Origin of the sequence: Synechocystis sp. PCC 7339 (assembly GCF_019924095.1) — a bacterium.
Classification (GTDB): Bacteria; Cyanobacteriota; Cyanobacteriia; order Cyanobacteriales; family Microcystaceae; genus Synechocystis.
Map to the genome: position 1 here is coordinate 679,369 of NZ_CP063659.1, position 14,963 is coordinate 694,331.

Genomic DNA, 14,963 nt, shown 5'->3' on the forward strand with positions numbered 1-14,963 from the left:
TGTCAAAATTGCCTAGCCAGACGTTCCCCCCAATGTCAGAATGGTGAAAGTAGGTTCCCCGTAGCAACCGCGAGAACTATGCCCACCCTGGATCTTTTGGGTTTTCCTCATCACTATCAACAGTCTGGCCCTAGTCAAGAGGGGCCTGCCCCCAGCTTGATTTTTGTCCATGGTTGGCTCCTTAGTCACCACTATTGGTTGCCCTTGATGGAACTTTTATCCGGGCAATATTCCTGTGTGGGCTATGACCTGAGGGGGTTTGGTGAGTCCCAGAGTCTAGATCATGCCCCTTCAAACTATGACCTAGAAGCCTACGGTCGAGATTTGGTTACTCTGCTGGAAAAATTGAATATTGAACAAGCTTGGTTAGTGGGCCACTCCTTAGGGGGAAGTGTGGCCATCTGGGCAGCTCACCTGTGTCCGGAGCGAGTTAAGGGGGTAATTTGTGTTAATGCTGGCGGCGGAATTTATCTCAAGGAAGAATTTGAAAAGTTTCGTTCCGCTGGGGAAAAATTATTAAATTTTCGTCCCCTTTGGTTGGAAAAATTACCGTTGCTGGATTTGGCCTTCAGTCGGCTAATGGTGCAAAAACCCTTGGCTAGAAAGTGGGGCAGGCAAAGGTTGCTGGATTTTTTGCGAGCGGACCAGCAGGCCGCCCGGGGGTCTTTGCTGGAAAGTACGACGGAAGCGGCGGTGCATTTACTGCCCAAATTGGTGGCAGAACTCCCCCAGCCGATGTATTTTCTGGCAGGACAAAATGACCGGGTAATGGAATTGCAATATGTTAAATATTTAGCCAGCTTCCATAGTTTATTTGCCCAGTTGGGGACAAATGTGGTGGAAATAGAGGACTGCGGCCATTTTGCCATGCTGGAACAGTTGCCGGTGGTGGCAGATAAACTCCAACAAATTCTCGCCACCGATCACTGAGTAGGGACAATTGTTGGTCGTTGACAATGCTTTTATCGGAAAATTCGGTCACCATAGAAATCAATGCTTCACCCTTGATTCAGCCTCGCTATGGTATCCCTAGAATCTTCCCTCCCAGCCCTGTCTCCCCACACGCCTCCCCTATTTTGGCAATGGCGTGACCAGGCGATCGCCTATCAACACAGGGGCGATCGGGGACCAGCGGTGTTGTTAATCCACGGCTTTGGGGCCTCCTGGGGCCATTGGCGCAAAAATATCCCTGTTCTGGGGGAACATTGTCGTTGCTACGCCATCGATCTGTTGGGATTTGGTGCTTCGGCCAAACCTATCCCTAGTCAGACATTGGGTTACACTTTCACAACCTGGGCGGCCCTGGTGGCGGACTTTTGCCGGGAAGTAATTGGTGGCCCAGCTGTGCTCATTGGTAATTCCATCGGCTGTGTGGTGGCCATGCAAACTGCCACAGATCATCCAGAATTGGTTACTGGTTTAATTGCCCTTAACTGTTCTCTGCGGTTACTCCATGACCGCAAACGGTCAGCTTTGCCCTGGTATCGTCGGGTGGGGGCGGGGGTATTGCAAGCGATGCTGGGCTATCCCCAGATTGGCAAACTGTTCTTCCGACAGGTGGCCCGGGCTAAAACCGTTCGTCAGGCCCTCTGTCAAGCCTACGGGGATAAAAATGCTGTCACCGATGAGTTGGTGGCTATGCTTCTGCGCCCAGCCCAGGATAAAGGGGCGGCGGAGGTGTTTTTAGCTTTCACCGGCTATTCCCAGGGGCCTTTGCCGGAGGATTTGTTACCCAGCATCCATTGCCCAACGGTGCTGATCTGGGGGGAGGCCGATCCCTGGGAACCGATCTCCTTGGGGAGAGCGTTACAAAACTACGACTGTGTGGAGCAATTCATCAGTTTGTCGGGGTTGGGCCACTGCCCCCAGGATGAAGCTCCGGAGGTAATTAATCCAATTTTGCGACAATGGATCATGGAGTGGAGTTAAACCGACCATGGTCATCATTGATCGGGGACGGGCAACGGCTTTTCTAACTAGGGAGGCGAGGATGTCAATGGTAAGATCTTTGGGCATACTGGATGTCAGCACTCCCAATCAAGCACTCAAGGAAATTCAACCAGAGGAGGTTTAGGACAATGGGTGAACAAACTCCCTATCAGACGTTGGGCATATCAGAGGAGGCTACTTTTGAAGATATCCAAGCCGTCAAAACTCGCCTGTTTCGGGAACATGAGGGGAACACCCAGTTGTTGGAGGAGGTGGAGGCCGCCTACGACGCCATTATTATGGAACGACTGCGTCTACGCCAGGAAGGAAAAATTAAGGTGCCGGAAAAAATTCGCTTCCCTGAACGCCAGGCAGAAAGCGCCGGCAATGGCTTCCCCTCCCTTGCAGCCCCCACGGCCCCCAGTTGGCTGGCCAATTCCCTGGATACTCCTTCCCAAAACGATATTCTTTGGCCCGCTGGCTTTTTCGCTGGCTTGATCTTGATCAGTTGGTTTACCCAAGGAGCGGGGGGATCAATCCAATCGTTGCTGTTGGTAGTGGGAGTGTTTGGCAATATTTTCTTCCTCAATCGCAAACAACGCAAATTTGGTAAAGCCCTACTGCTCAGTTTGGGAGCTCTGTTGGTAGGAATCATTTTGGGCACCGTCTTGGGTCAGTTGCTGTTGGGGGCCAATGTGGCGATCGGCACCAACTTAGAACAAATTTCCGCCACCATCACCTTTGTCATCCTCTGGCTGATTAGCAGTTTTGTCCGCTAACAGACGGCCCCATTGATCCCCGGTGTCCCTGGGGTAACTCCGTCGGAGCTAAATTATTGCGGTTGGGAGGGGGGAATGCCCTTGATGGCAATCAGGGCCTCCATGACATTTTTAACTACCGGGGCGGCCACGGTGCCCCCGTACGCGTTAGCTCCCTTAGGTTCATCGATAATGGCTACCACCACATAGCGGGGATTATCCACTGGCAAAATCGACACAAAGCTAGTAATTTTGGCGTTGGCTAAATAACCTCCCCTGGGGCCAGCTTTTTGGGCTGTGCCGGTTTTTCCCCCCACCCGATAGCCGGGAATCTGGGCCGCCTTGCCGGTGCCTCCATCGCCGCTGACCACTGATTCCATCATTTGCACCACGGAATGGGCCACTTCCGGCTTTACTACTTGTTTAACGGGGTGATCTGGTTGCCAGTGGAGATGATTGCGAGCATCCACCAGACCCTTGACCACATGGGGAGTAACTAATTTGCCACCGTTGGCCAACATGGCGTTGAGTTGGAGTAGTTTGATGGGGGTAAGGGACAAACCCTGGCCAAAGGAAGTGGTGGCCTGTTCAATGGGATCATCCATAAAACTTTGTCTGGGTTTGAGATAGCTGGCCGCTTCTCCGGGTAAGTCAATGCCTGTACGACTGTCTAGCCCTACCCCCTGCAGTAATTCATAGTAGCGTTCCGGTTTAAGGCGACGGGCGATCGCCACCATGACCACGTTACTGGAATAGCGAATGGCCTGAGTAACAGTAATCAAACCGGCGCCGCTTTTACTGGCATTGGAAATAGTCCAAGGCCCTACTCGTATCGAACCACTATCGTTGAGCCGATCTTCTGGTTTGATCACCCCTTCACTCATGGCCAAAGCCACAATCACCGGCTTAAAGGTTGATCCTGGTTCGTACAGATCGCTTACGGACCAGTTTTTGAAATACTCCACCTTGGCTTTGTAGTATTCGTTGGGGTTGAAGGTGGGCTCATTGACCATGGCCAGAATGGCACCGTCCTGGGCATCCATCACCAAAACAGTACCCCGCTTAGCCTTTTGCTGGGCGACCTGGGCCTTGAGTAATTCGCGGGCAGCCCGTTGCAAACGCATATCAATGGTTAACTGCATTTGCCAATCGTTGGATTGCAACAGGTTGTCCGGCAAGGAATCCGGTAAGACAATGCCCTTACCAGTGCGACGAATGGCGTAGGTTTCCACATCCCGCTCGAGGATTTCCCTCTGGCTCAGTTCTAATCCCGCTTGCCCTTGGTGCTCCCCGTCCACATAGCCAACGATGTCGGCGGCCATTTCATCTTGGGGATAGTAGCGACTGTATTGTTTTTCTAGATCCACCCCTCCCATTCTCAAGGAACCAATGCGGACAGCCTGGGACTCGTTGAGGCCGGTGGCCAGTTTTATGCCCGATTCCTTGGCTTTGAATTTCTCTTTTAGTTGGGCCGGGGTAATATCCCCCAAAATCGCCGACAGTTCCCGGGCAATGTAGTCGGTCGGATCGGTAATTTCCTTGGTGGCTTCAAAGTAACGGGGATGGACAAATAGGGTGTAAGTAAGGTGATCGGTGGCTAAAACATTACCCTGGCTGTCCACAATGGAGCGACGGGGCACATAGGGCTGCATACTAGTGCTCTGTTGAGCCTTGGCCATACGTTGCAGTTGATTAGCTTCCACCACCTGGAGCCGATAAAGACGATAGCCCAGTCCCCCCATGGCTAGCAATAAAAATCCCCAGACTAACAGCAAACGCACCACCGGCACCCCCTGTTGTTGGGCCTTTTGTCTTTGCCTTTCCTGACGGGAAATATGCTTATTGAAGGGGGATGAATTGGCAGTTGAGGAATTTAGTTTGGGGTGGGAGGAGTCCATGGCTCGAATTATTTAGTAGGCAACGGGCCTAGTAGTGATGTTGAAATTGGTGGCCGAGGCAACGGTGGCATTATCGGCGGAGGCAGGGGGAGCACTAGCTTGGGCAGGCAGAAAAATATTCTGGTTGGGGTTAGCTTTGACCAAACCAGAGCTTGGTTGATCCGCTTCCCGGGCCAGTTGATGTTTGATAGCTTCAGTGTTAGTGATCAGTTGACGTTCCGTTTGTTGGAGCGCTTTAAGCTGTTGATATTCCTTGCTCCAGAGAGTAGGGGTGTACACAGTCCAACCATAAACTCCTAAAACCGTCGCCACTACACCTAAGGTAAGGCAAGAAGTAGCCTGTTGAAACCGCAACAAGACCTGCAGAGAAGTGGGCAAAGATTCCCGGGGAGAGGTGATGAGGGGCGTAGGTTGGGAAGCAGCTACGGTGGTACGGCGGGAAGAAAAAGCCGGTTTAGGTAAGGCAGACATATAAAAGTTAATTAGGACTACAAACGTGTGGTTGGTGAATTGTCTTCACTTTAACGGCAATGGGACAGAATTGGTGCTTTGGGGGGAAACTTTTAGAAGAATGTCGATAAAAACGACTTTTTGGTTTCCATGCCCTGTTAGTTAATTGCTTTGCATGGGGTTGGAGATGGACAGTTTTGCTAGTGCAAATTTCACAGCACAAGTGAACGTTTGGGGAACAACAAATTGGGGATCACTTACTATGACTAGATTTCGTCCCAGTGTTTCCACGGTTGACCCTATCTTGCTGTGGTGGTAGCGATGCCTATCCGCGCCCCCAAGAGTGGGTTCGCTCAGGCATTTCGATCCCTCCATTTTTTGGTAAACTCCCCTGCCCAGGCCATTGTTAGACCCTGAAAAACCAGGATTAGGCCGCGGTCAACCAGCTCTGGTCACTAAAATCAGAGATTGGTTAACTTTTCTCCCCGCAGAGATAAGTCCAGCAATTGAATGGGATGGATGACCCCGAGGCTTTGGCCTTGTTTCTGCAAGTGTTTTTGGATTTGTAATGAGCAACCAGGGTTGGCGGAAATGATTAATTTGGCGCCAGTTTGACAGAGATTGCTGACTTTTTGCTGTCCCAACTCTTCGGCGATCGCCGGTTGGAGCATGTTATAGACCCCGGCACTGCCACAACAGAGGGCCGCATCCAAAGGTTCTCGCAATTGTAAATGGGGAATTTGGGCAATTAACTGTCGGGGTTGGAGACTAATTTTTTGACCATGGATCAGATGGCAGGCATCTTGATAAACCACAGGGGTTAATTCCTCGGTGACGGGGTGGAGGGTTTGGCTTAACCCTATCTGCATCAGGAACTCATTAATGTCTCGTACTTTACTAACAAAGGCTTGGGCTTTGGTTAAATATTCCGGGTCGTCGGCCAGGATATGGTGGTATTCCTTCAGCGTGTGACCACAACCGGCGGCATTAATAATAATGTAATCCACCTCTGTGTCGGCAAAGCTGTCGATCATCTGCCTGGCGATCGCCTGGGCTTGGGCGGTTTGGCCTTGGTGGGCGGGGAGGGCAGCGCAACACCCCTGGGATTTCGGGATCACTACTTCACAACCATTGGCAGTTAGAACCCGGACAGTGGCTTCATTAACAGGGGAAAAAAATAATCTTTGTACACAACCAAGAATTACGCCCACTCGGTAGCGCTTTTCCCTCTGAGCGGGAATTTCAGTTGGATAATTATCCCGTAATGAAGCGGCAGTGACCCGGGGCAAAATGCTTTCCATGGCCGCTAAACGGGGAAAGAATCTGGTCAATAGTCCCGTTACTTGCACTAATTTTTGCAACCCACAATTTTGATAAATCCAGAGCAGGGGCAGTAACAACCGCAACCGCCAGGGATAGGGAAACAAATTAAAAATCATCCCCCGCAAAAGGCGATCGCCAAAGGGACGGTCATAGTTACGTTCCACCTGGGGCCTGGTGGCGGAGATCAACTGGTCATACTGCACCCCAGAAGGACAGGCACTGACACAGGCTAAACAACCTAAACAACTGTCAAAATGCTGGATGGTGGTGGCGTCTAAACTGGCTTGCCCCTGGTTAATGCCATTCATTAAATAGATGCGGCCCCGGGGAGAATCGGTTTCCTTGCCAATGACCCGGTAGCTGGGGCAGGTATTCAAACAAAAGCCGCAGTGGACACAACTATCCAACACGGCCTGGGGCGGGGGATTTTGGGAATCAAAACCAATTTCGGGATTGTTGACGGCCTGGGCCAAGGCGGTGAAGGAGGGAGGAGCCGACATAGGAACAAGGGGAAAAACACTGTCCCCTATGATCACACTTTTTCCCAGTCTGAAACCGTCAACCTCCCCCTAACTTAATCAATGGCATCAGTAGCGTAAAACCAAAGCAATGCGTTGATGTTGGGTTAGACTACCATCTTCGACTAAAGCTACTTCTCCACCATTTGCCAGCACTACCTCGATGATTTCGTCCACGGCATCGTCCATTATTTCCGTGCCGCCGGGTTTCGCCACTAATTCAATGCCTCCGTTAGCGGAGAGAATGGCGGGCTCGTGATAGCCCTTTTCAACTACCAGCAATTTACCCCGACCTTCCTGGGCTAAACGCCAAGCTTCCCCCACAGTGGAAACGAATTTTTGGGCACTAACTGCTTCATCCAACGCAGTCAAAGCTTCATTTTGCTTGGCGTCCCTAACCGTTTGCATAATTTCCCAAACTTGGGGAGTAAGTTCGCTGATGCTGGCCCGGTCAAAATTGCCCAGTAACGTACCGGCGATCGCCGTTGTATGGGAAGAAACTTCCTGGAAAAAGGACACTAAACGATCCACCCCGCTCACCACTAAAGGTAAATTTTCCCCAGCGTTATAGTTGCTAAAAGCCCGGTCCACTTCCTGAATAAAACGACGTTGGCGATCGTCCCGATAACTGGAATCAGTGTCTGCCGGTAAAGCTTCTGTTCCCCCAGGCCCCGTCATGGCGAAGGTGAAGTAATCATCTTCCACTTCCTCCAAAATGTCCCCGGTGCCGGCCAGTAAACGACTTGATCCTCGGCTTAATAACAGTACCCAATATTGCAATTGCCGATGCAAACCATAGACTAAATCCCTGGTAGCAAAGGTTTTATCAATCACCACCCTAGGCTGAACCGGAAAAGGCAAGTAGTACAATTTGGCGAAATCATGGCTCACATACAAAGCCAAACCACAAAGACCATAGCTGTAATCAATGGTCTCCACCAAACTATCTAAATTCTTTAGCAGAGGCTCTAATTCGCGCTGGGAATACTCTTCCCCCAGCCTTGTCTTGGCTTCGCTGACCAAATTCTTCACCACAATGGGGTCTTGCTTATTATCCGGGGAAGTGCGATGGGTGGATAACAGAATCGAGAGAGCAGGAACCGGAGTTAGGGACTGCAAATGCTTCAGGTCTTGGCGGTTTATCATTATTTGAATTGGTAGTGCCGATTTCCTAAGGCTACTATCAGGAAAAGCAATGCTAACATTAAGAAAAATGTCGCAGTTTTTACATTTCTTAAGTTTCCCCTAATTGAAGATTTTAGTTCGAAGTCCATAAATCTCCGTCCCCATCCCGTGCCTAATCCCAAACCCCTGCCCCCCCAATCGGAACTCGATAATATTCGTCGCTACGACGTTAAGGCGATCGCCAATTATTACCGTCGTCGTCCCTGGAAAGTGTTATGGCGGGCTTTGGAAGTAGTCTGGTCTTTCGGTTTTTTCCTCACCTGTTTGCTCTGGGATCAATGGACTGGGCAAGTGGAATACTACAAACGGCGACGGGCAGAGGATTTAAGGGAATTACTGACCAAATTGGGTCCGACTTTCATCAAAGTTGGCCAGGCCCTCTCCACCCGCCCCGATCTGGTGCGGCGAGACTTTTTAGAAGAATTAATCAAACTGCAGGATCAATTACCTCCCTTCGACAATGACCTTGCCTTTCAACTCATGGAAGAGCAATTGGGCATGAAAGTAGACGAAGCTTACCGGGAAATTTCTGCCCATCCCGTGGCCGCCGCCAGCTTAGGACAAGTGTACCGTGCCATGCTTTTCAGCGGTGAAGAAGTGGCAGTGAAAGTGCAACGGCCGAACCTGCGCCCTCGGCTTAGCTTAGATCTATACCTGATGCGTTTGGGAGCGGAAAAGTTTGGGAGATTTCTACCCCTCAACCTTGGCCACGACTTAACTTTGATTGTGGATGAGTTTGGTATTAAGCTGTTTGAAGAAATTGATTATTTAAACGAAGGTCGCAACGCCGAAAAATTTGCCGAAAATTTCCATGGTGATGCCGAAGTTAAAGTGCCGTGTATTTATTGGCAATACAGCAATCAAAAAGTCCTTACCCTCGAATGGATTCAGGGCTTTAAATTAACCGACATAGATAAAATTCGAGCGGCAGGCCTCGATCCCAGCAACATCATCAAAATTGGGGTTACTTCCGGGCTCCGGCAACTCCTAGAACATGGCTTTTTCCATGCCGACCCCCACCCCGGTAACCTATTTGCCACCTTAGACGGTCGCATGGCCTACATCGACTTTGGCATGATGGATCAACTAGAACCAGGCACCAAGGAAACCATCGCCAGCTCCATTGTCCAGTTAATTAATAAGGATTACCTAGCCCTCACCGAAGACTTTATTGCCCTCGGTTTTCTCGCTCCTAACACTGACATTACCCCGATTATTCCTGCCCTAGAAAATGTTTTTGGCAGTGCCATTGGCCAAAGCGTCCAAGACTTTAATTTTAAAACCATCACCGACGATTTTTCTGAGTTGATGTATGACTACCCTTTCCGAGTACCGGCCAAGTTTGCTCTGATTATTCGTTCCTTGGTGACCCAAGAGGGTTTAGCTTTGAGTTTGGATCCCAATTTTAAAATTGTCGAAGTGGCCTATCCTTACGTAGCCCGTCGTTTATTAACCGGGGAATCTCCCCAACTGCGCCGCCAACTCATTGATGTGTTGTTTAAAAATGGCAAATTCCAATGGCAACGGTTGGAAAATATGCTCAGCATTGCCCGTTCTGATACCAAGTTTGACCTTTTGCCCACAGCCCAATTGGGTTTACAGTTTCTCTTTTCCGAGGAAGGTCTATATCTACGGCGGCAAATTCTCCTGGCTTTAACCGAGGATGATCGCCTGCATACCGATGAAGTGCAAAGAATTTGGGGTCTGGTGAAGGATGACTTCAGGCCCCAGGAGTTGGTCAATGTAGCTTGGAATGCAGTGCGGGAATTTTCTCTTGCCGGGGTGAGCACCATTCTGCCCCAACGGTAAATTTTGCCCAATCTACCAGTTTAAACAATTAATCCCAATCGTAACCGGAATCAAGTTCTTTGCCTTGGGGTCGGTTGACCTTGACCTATCTAAGTTTAGGTAACCGAATCGATTTCAATGCTCCCTTTGCCGTCCTTGCCATCCCCTTGGCGATCGCCGTTATTGTTGCTGTAGGGATTAGCGAATAACCTTTCTGGGTCGAGGGCATCAGGGTGGGTGGAAAATTGGGGCAATATTTCCCTAATGAAAGCGGCGGAAGCCTTGGAACGGTAACGGTTAGGGTTAATGATCACCGAAAGAACCCGGCGAATTTCCACATTTTTAATTGGAGCGATGTGGAGCACATTCATCTCCAACTCCTTTTCGATCGCCGTGGTGGACACAAAGGCCGCCCCCAAACCGGACTGCACCGCATTTTTAATCGCTTCGATGGAATTGAGTTCCATTTCAACTTTGAGGCGCTTAGGGTCAATTTCCCCCTGGCTCAACACCTTATCAATTACTTTGCGGATAGTGGATTGGGAATCAAGACTAATAAATTTAAGCTTGTATAGATCTTCTTTTTGGATTGTCTCTGCCTGGGCCAAGGGATGGAACACTGGCAAGATCAGAGCCAATTCATCCTCCGCGTAAGGTAATACTGTCAAAGTTTCCTGCAATTCCGCCGGTACCTCGCCGCCAATAATGGCCAAATCCACCTGCCCATTGGCCACGCCCCAGGCCGTCCTGCGGGTGGAATGGACCTGTAATTGCACCGTTACATCGGGATACTTCTGCCGGAACATACCAATCATCCTGGGCAGGAGGTAGGTACCTGTGGTTTGAGAAGCCCCCACAATTAGGGTTCCCCCCTGTAAATTCTGTAAATCCTCGATCGCCCGACAGGTTTCTTGACAGAGGGTAATAATTTTTTCGCCGTAATTGAGCAGTAAATGCCCCGCCTCCGTCAACTGGGCCTTGCGCCCTCCCCGGTCAAATAAAGGTACACTCAACTGCTTTTCCAGGTTTTGCACCTGCAAACTAACTGCCGGTTGGGAAACGTACAATGTATCTGCCGCCCGTTTAAAACTGCCTTCCGAGGCGATCGCCTTGAGGATGCGAAGTTGATCCAACGTGAACGGGATATCCGACATAGATCCAGCCAAACGATGAACAAGACAGGGACAGCCCTATTGCACTGACAGTACCACAATTAGAGCCTTTACAACGCCATAGCCCAGGGTCTAATTCCCCGATGGGAGCCTATTTACCATCAAGACCAATCCCACTCAAAAAAATTAATTTACTATGAACGACGCAAAAAAGAGGGCAGTTAATTTACTCCCCCCCTTTGCAAAATCCACAAAATGGTGGTTATGAGCTTATCTTTGCTACTCCGCTGACCCAAATCCGGTGCTAAAGCATTCCACATTGAATACCTTAGTCACCTCCAAACTAACTCAGGGAAGCATTGCTACGGTCATAAGTTGTGCGGAAACTGGATTGGGGTTTGCCCTGTACAGTGGTCCAAAAATCTTTTTCGGCTTCCACACCAATCTCAGCGGCAGCCCTGGACAACATGGACTGTTGGCGGTTTTTAATAAATTGGTGGTGGCGCATCATGAGAGCGCGGGCCTGTTGTTGAGTAGACATAGTGAATACCTCTTGACGATTGCTGAAAAAAGTTTTGGTTAATTACCCTCTTTAATACTTATAACACACAATTCTGTAACATTTTATACAGAAACAAAAATTTACATCCCTTTTTTCGGTTCTCAATTCCCCGATTAGTTCTATGCGCTATCGCTTTTATACCCTTGACGTGTTCACCGACCAGCTTTTTGGCGGTAATCCCCTGGCGGTTTTTCCCGATGCCCAGGCTTTGACCGATGGGCAAATGCAGAAAATTGCCACGGAAATCAATTATTCCGAAACGGTGTTTGTTTTGCCTCCAGCGACGGCAACGGGGAATTTTCGCTTGAGAATTTTTACCCCCAAAACAGAATTGGATTTTGCGGGGCATCCCACCATTGGGGCCGCCTATCTGTTGGGTTTACTCCAGCCTCCCAGCCCTTTAGTCACGACCACTTGGCAGTTGGAAGAGCCAGTGGGTCTAGTGCCTGTCACCCTCTACTACGATCAAGGACAGTTGATCCAAACAGAATTAACCGTGGCCCAGCTTCCCCAAACCCAGCGTTCGACTCCATCTGGGCAGGATTTGGCCCTTCTTTTAGGACTATCTATGGATCAACTACAGCAAGGGGAGTATGAAGCAAAAGCCTATTCCTGTGGGTTGCCCTTTTTATTTATTCCCTTAGTGAATGAGGCGGCGTTAAACGAGATTAGTTTTAGTCCATCGGTTTGGCAAGACCTATTGGCGGATCAATGGGCCCATTGTGTTTATTGTCTGGCCCCAGCGGATACTGCCCTAGGTTTATTAGATAACAAGTTGATCCACGGGCGGATGTTTGCCCCCGGTTTGGGCATTGCCGAAGATCCGGCCACGGGCTCCGGGGTGGCGGCGTTAGGTGGTTACTTAGGCGATCGCCTGGGAGCGTCAGGCCAATACCACTGGCAAATTGAACAGGGCCAAGCTTTAGGAAGACCCAGCCAATTACAGTTAACCGTGGTAAAGGAAAATCAGGCGATTACGGGGGTGAAAGTGGCCGGGCGATCAGTTTTAGTATCGGAAGGTTTGATGAACTTAGGGAATTAGAAAGGAATTAGGGAAGTGTCACGTCTGGGGACAGAAATTTTTCTTCTTCCCTGGCCCCAACCCAACTCTAGTGAAGACAGGATTTACCCATTACTTGTCTGGACAACTGGGAAAAAATCGAGGGGATTGTGATAGGATGGTTGGCCGGACGCGGACGTGGCGGAATTGGTAGACGCGCTAGATTTAGGTTCTAGTGTCTTTGGCGTGGGAGTTCGAGTCTCCCCGTCCGCATTAAAAAAATGAAGTTAATGTTCCACCCTAGGAGTGAACATCAAGTGAACCTATCTAGGGTGCGGTATTGGATTGCTTCCGCCAGATGGGATGCTTGGATATGCTCCGATTGGCCCAGATCAGCAATGGTGCGGGATACCTTTAAAATTCGGTCCATGGCCCGGGCAGAGAGTCCCAGCTTTTTAATCGCTCCTTCCAGTAATTGACGGCAGTTTTCATCTAACTGGCAAAATTGACGCAATTGTCCCGCCTGCATTTCGGCATTACAGCTAAGTTTTGCATCTTTGCTAAATCTGGCGATCGCCATTGCCCTGGCCCTGGCCACCCTTTGTCGCACTGGTTCTGAACTTTCTCCCTGGCCTTGGCTGGTCATTTCCTCTGGCTTAAGACGATTAACTGCCACCTGTAAATCAATGCGGTCCATCAGGGGGCCAGAAAGCTTGGACCAATACATTTCCCTCTGGCGGGGAGAACAGGAACAGGCTTGAATTGGATCGCCAAAATAACCGCAGGGACAGGGATTGGTGCTGGCAATGAGGGTAAATTGGGCGGGAAACATGATGGTTTGCTTCGTGCGGGAAATGGTAACTTGCCCGTCCTCCAAGGGTTGCCGCAAAAATTCCAACACATTGCGTTTAAATTCTGTTAATTCATCTAAAAACAAGACCCCCCGATGGGCCAAGGAAATTTCTCCCGGCCGAGGAAAACTCCCACCTCCTACCAGGGAAGGGCCAGAAGCGGAATGGTGGGGACTGCGAAAAGGGCGCTGACGAATTAACTGTCCCCGTTCCTTCAGTAACCCTGCTACAGAATGGATTTGGGACACTTCCAAGGCTTCTTCAAAATGGAGTGGCGGCAGAATGCCCGGTAAACGCCTAGCCAACATGGTTTTTCCACTGCCCGGTGGCCCAACAAAAATCAAGTTATGGCCCCCCGCGGCAGCAATTTCCAATGCTCTCCGGCCATGGGATTGCCCTTTTACATCTTTTAAATCCAGGCAAGGTAAAGGCATGCTCCACTGTTGTTTGGCATCCTGGGCATTAACTGGGACGAATTTTTCTGGTGCCCCAAGAAAGTCCACCACGTCTTTAATGTGGTCGAAGCCGTAGACTTTTAAGCCCTGCACCACGGAAGCTTCCAATGCATTACCGGACGGTACCACTATGCCCGCTAGCCCCATTTTTTGCGCTGTGGCCGCAATGGGAAGAACACCGGCGATCGCCCGTAAACTCCCGTCCAGGGACATTTCTCCTAAAAACAAATAATCCCCCAACAGTTGGGCATCCACCTGTTCCGATGCGGCGAGGATGCCAATGCTAATGGGGAGGTCAAAACTGGGGCCTTCTTTACGTAAATCCGCCGGGGTGAGGTTAATGACAATACGCCTTACCGGAAAAGCAAAGCCTGCATTTTTTAAGGCCGCCTTAACCCGTTCCCTCGATTCCTGCACTGCCGTATCTGGTAGTCCCACCACGGCGATCGCCGGTAGCCCAGCAGAAACGTCCACTTCCACCCCGACTTTAATGGCATCAATGCCCAACAGGGAAGCACTCCAAACCCTTGCTAACATAGTCGACCCACAAACTCAGTTCACTTAGCCTGATTTTATCTATTAAGATAGCATGGGAAAATTTTCACTAAAGCTCCCTCACCCTGGAGGGCGGCAATGGTTTAATGGGTTCTAAGTCTAGCCAGCCAGGGAGATAACTACTCTGCTTAAAGGCAACCTAAAATTACTTAGCGCCATAGAAAAAAGCAATTTCCTTCTCCTTGAGGGGGGCAAAGCCAGCGTCAATTAATTTCTGATCCAGTTCTGCCTGGGCAATGTGCTTGGCTCCAATACGGACAATGCGGGAGCGCATGGTATTGCTGACTCCACTGCGTTGCCGCCCCGCTTCCAAGCCCATCACTTGATGATAGAGTTCCAGTTTGAGTGGGGGAATGGCACTGCCATCAAAATCAATGCCAGCGGCGATCGCCTGGTCAATGGCATCGGCTCCTTTGGTTGTATTAGCCATAATCAATATTACCCTCGAGTTATTTTACTTTAATTATCCTAGCGAAAAAAGGTCACTAAAATCACCAATGTCCACCGGATAACTACCGCGATTAAATTAAATTAGAGCCATTAATTAACGTTATTAATCTCCACCTGGTTAGATGATTA

General features: G+C 49.8%; 14 protein-coding genes and 1 tRNA gene. 7 read left to right on the plus strand and 8 right to left on the minus strand.

Translation table 11 applies throughout. From position 1 onward, the window contains the following. Window positions 1-78: 78 nt before the first annotated feature. The 4 genes from IQE94_RS03075 to IQE94_RS03090 all read left to right on the plus strand — a co-directional run bounded on the left by IQE94_RS03075 (window position 79) and on the right by IQE94_RS03090 (window position 2,708). Window positions 79-930 (plus strand): alpha/beta fold hydrolase, encoded by an 852-nt coding sequence (locus IQE94_RS03075; protein ID WP_212716067.1) that lies wholly within the window; start codon window positions 79-81, stop codon window positions 928-930. Between the two features lie 90 nt (window positions 931-1,020). Further along, the gene (locus IQE94_RS03080; RefSeq protein ID WP_212716069.1) at window positions 1,021-1,929 is read left to right on the plus strand and encodes an alpha/beta fold hydrolase; all 909 of its coding nucleotides are present in this window, start codon (window positions 1,021-1,023) and stop codon (window positions 1,927-1,929) included. A gap of 7 nt (window positions 1,930-1,936) precedes the next feature. Further along, a complete protein-coding gene (locus IQE94_RS03085; RefSeq protein WP_212722387.1) occupies window positions 1,937-2,074 on the plus strand; it encodes a hypothetical protein in 138 nt (45 codons plus the stop codon). A gap of 4 nt (window positions 2,075-2,078) precedes the next feature. Further along, complete coding sequence (locus tag IQE94_RS03090; protein ID WP_223342695.1) at window positions 2,079-2,708, plus strand: CPP1-like family protein; 630 nt, start codon at window positions 2,079-2,081, stop codon at window positions 2,706-2,708. A 53-nt stretch (window positions 2,709-2,761) separates the two neighbouring features. Here the strand turns inward: IQE94_RS03090 and IQE94_RS03095 are convergent, their stop codons facing one another. The 4 genes from IQE94_RS03095 to IQE94_RS03110 form a co-directional block, all read right to left on the minus strand. Beyond that, a complete protein-coding gene (locus IQE94_RS03095) occupies window positions 2,762-4,585 on the minus strand; it encodes a penicillin-binding protein 2 (RefSeq protein WP_212716071.1) in 1,824 nt (607 codons plus the stop codon). Between the two features lie 12 nt (window positions 4,586-4,597). Beyond that, window positions 4,598-5,056 carry a hypothetical protein gene (locus IQE94_RS03100; protein ID WP_212716073.1) on the minus strand — a complete coding sequence of 153 codons (459 nt, stop codon included), beginning with the start codon at window positions 5,054-5,056 and terminating at the stop codon, window positions 4,598-4,600. A gap of 440 nt (window positions 5,057-5,496) precedes the next feature. Next, window positions 5,497-6,858, minus strand: coding sequence for a (Fe-S)-binding protein (locus IQE94_RS03105; protein ID WP_212716075.1), 1,362 nt, complete (start codon window positions 6,856-6,858; stop codon window positions 5,497-5,499). An 87-nt stretch (window positions 6,859-6,945) separates the two neighbouring features. Beyond that, the gene (locus IQE94_RS03110) at window positions 6,946-8,022 is read right to left on the minus strand and encodes a hypothetical protein (RefSeq protein ID WP_212716077.1); all 1,077 of its coding nucleotides are present in this window, start codon (window positions 8,020-8,022) and stop codon (window positions 6,946-6,948) included. 147 nt (window positions 8,023-8,169) lie between these two features. On the opposite strand from IQE94_RS03110, the gene IQE94_RS03115 reads away from it, so the two are divergent. Next, window positions 8,170-9,870 carry an AarF/ABC1/UbiB kinase family protein gene (locus IQE94_RS03115; protein ID WP_212716079.1) on the plus strand — a complete coding sequence of 567 codons (1,701 nt, stop codon included), beginning with the start codon at window positions 8,170-8,172 and terminating at the stop codon, window positions 9,868-9,870. A gap of 95 nt (window positions 9,871-9,965) precedes the next feature. Here the strand turns inward: IQE94_RS03115 and IQE94_RS03120 are convergent, their stop codons facing one another. Together IQE94_RS03120 and IQE94_RS03125 are read right to left on the minus strand one after the other, a co-directional pair. Then, window positions 9,966-11,003, minus strand: coding sequence for a LysR family transcriptional regulator (locus IQE94_RS03120; protein WP_212716081.1), 1,038 nt, complete (start codon window positions 11,001-11,003; stop codon window positions 9,966-9,968). Window positions 11,004-11,304: 301 nt separating this feature from the next. Further along, a complete protein-coding gene (locus IQE94_RS03125) occupies window positions 11,305-11,502 on the minus strand; it encodes a hypothetical protein (protein WP_010871779.1) in 198 nt (65 codons plus the stop codon). Between the two features lie 142 nt (window positions 11,503-11,644). Here IQE94_RS03125 and IQE94_RS03130 point away from each other — a divergent pair, with 142 nt between their 5' ends. Both IQE94_RS03130 and IQE94_RS03135 read left to right on the plus strand, forming a co-directional pair. Then, a complete protein-coding gene (locus IQE94_RS03130) occupies window positions 11,645-12,565 on the plus strand; it encodes a PhzF family phenazine biosynthesis isomerase (protein WP_212716083.1) in 921 nt (306 codons plus the stop codon). Between the two features lie 150 nt (window positions 12,566-12,715). Next, window positions 12,716-12,796, plus strand: a tRNA-Leu gene (locus IQE94_RS03135). Window positions 12,797-12,836: 40 nt separating this feature from the next. Here IQE94_RS03135 and IQE94_RS03140 read toward each other — a convergent pair. Both IQE94_RS03140 and IQE94_RS03145 read right to left on the minus strand, forming a co-directional pair. Continuing rightward, the gene (locus tag IQE94_RS03140; RefSeq protein WP_212716085.1) at window positions 12,837-14,366 is read right to left on the minus strand and encodes a YifB family Mg chelatase-like AAA ATPase; all 1,530 of its coding nucleotides are present in this window, start codon (window positions 14,364-14,366) and stop codon (window positions 12,837-12,839) included. A gap of 163 nt (window positions 14,367-14,529) precedes the next feature. Further along, a complete protein-coding gene (locus tag IQE94_RS03145) occupies window positions 14,530-14,814 on the minus strand; it encodes a DUF4090 family protein (RefSeq protein WP_212716086.1) in 285 nt (94 codons plus the stop codon). Between the last annotated feature and the right edge of the window lie 149 nt (window positions 14,815-14,963).

Excerpts from the sequence above, each read along its gene's own strand:
- IQE94_RS03075 (WP_212716067.1), top strand. The coding sequence starts at position 79 with ATGCCCACCCTGGATCTTTTGGGTTTTCCTCATCACTATCAACAGTCT.
- IQE94_RS03080 (WP_212716069.1), top strand. The coding sequence starts at position 1,021 with ATGGTATCCCTAGAATCTTCCCTCCCAGCCCTGTCTCCCCACACGCCT.
- IQE94_RS03085 (WP_212722387.1), top strand. The coding sequence starts at position 1,937 with ATGGTCATCATTGATCGGGGACGGGCAACGGCTTTTCTAACTAGGGAG.
- IQE94_RS03090 (WP_223342695.1), top strand. The coding sequence starts at position 2,079 with ATGGGTGAACAAACTCCCTATCAGACGTTGGGCATATCAGAGGAGGCT.
- IQE94_RS03095 (WP_212716071.1), bottom strand. The coding sequence starts at position 4,585 with ATGGACTCCTCCCACCCCAAACTAAATTCCTCAACTGCCAATTCATCC.
- IQE94_RS03100 (WP_212716073.1), bottom strand. The coding sequence starts at position 5,056 with ATGTCTGCCTTACCTAAACCGGCTTTTTCTTCCCGCCGTACCACCGTA.
- IQE94_RS03105 (WP_212716075.1), bottom strand. The coding sequence starts at position 6,858 with ATGTCGGCTCCTCCCTCCTTCACCGCCTTGGCCCAGGCCGTCAACAAT.
- IQE94_RS03110 (WP_212716077.1), bottom strand. The coding sequence starts at position 8,022 with ATGATAAACCGCCAAGACCTGAAGCATTTGCAGTCCCTAACTCCGGTT.
- IQE94_RS03120 (WP_212716081.1), bottom strand. The coding sequence starts at position 11,003 with ATGTCGGATATCCCGTTCACGTTGGATCAACTTCGCATCCTCAAGGCG.
- IQE94_RS03125 (WP_010871779.1), bottom strand. The coding sequence starts at position 11,502 with ATGTCTACTCAACAACAGGCCCGCGCTCTCATGATGCGCCACCACCAA.
- IQE94_RS03130 (WP_212716083.1), top strand. The coding sequence starts at position 11,645 with ATGCGCTATCGCTTTTATACCCTTGACGTGTTCACCGACCAGCTTTTT.
- IQE94_RS03140 (WP_212716085.1), bottom strand. The coding sequence starts at position 14,366 with ATGTTAGCAAGGGTTTGGAGTGCTTCCCTGTTGGGCATTGATGCCATT.
- IQE94_RS03145 (WP_212716086.1), bottom strand. The coding sequence starts at position 14,814 with ATGGCTAATACAACCAAAGGAGCCGATGCCATTGACCAGGCGATCGCC.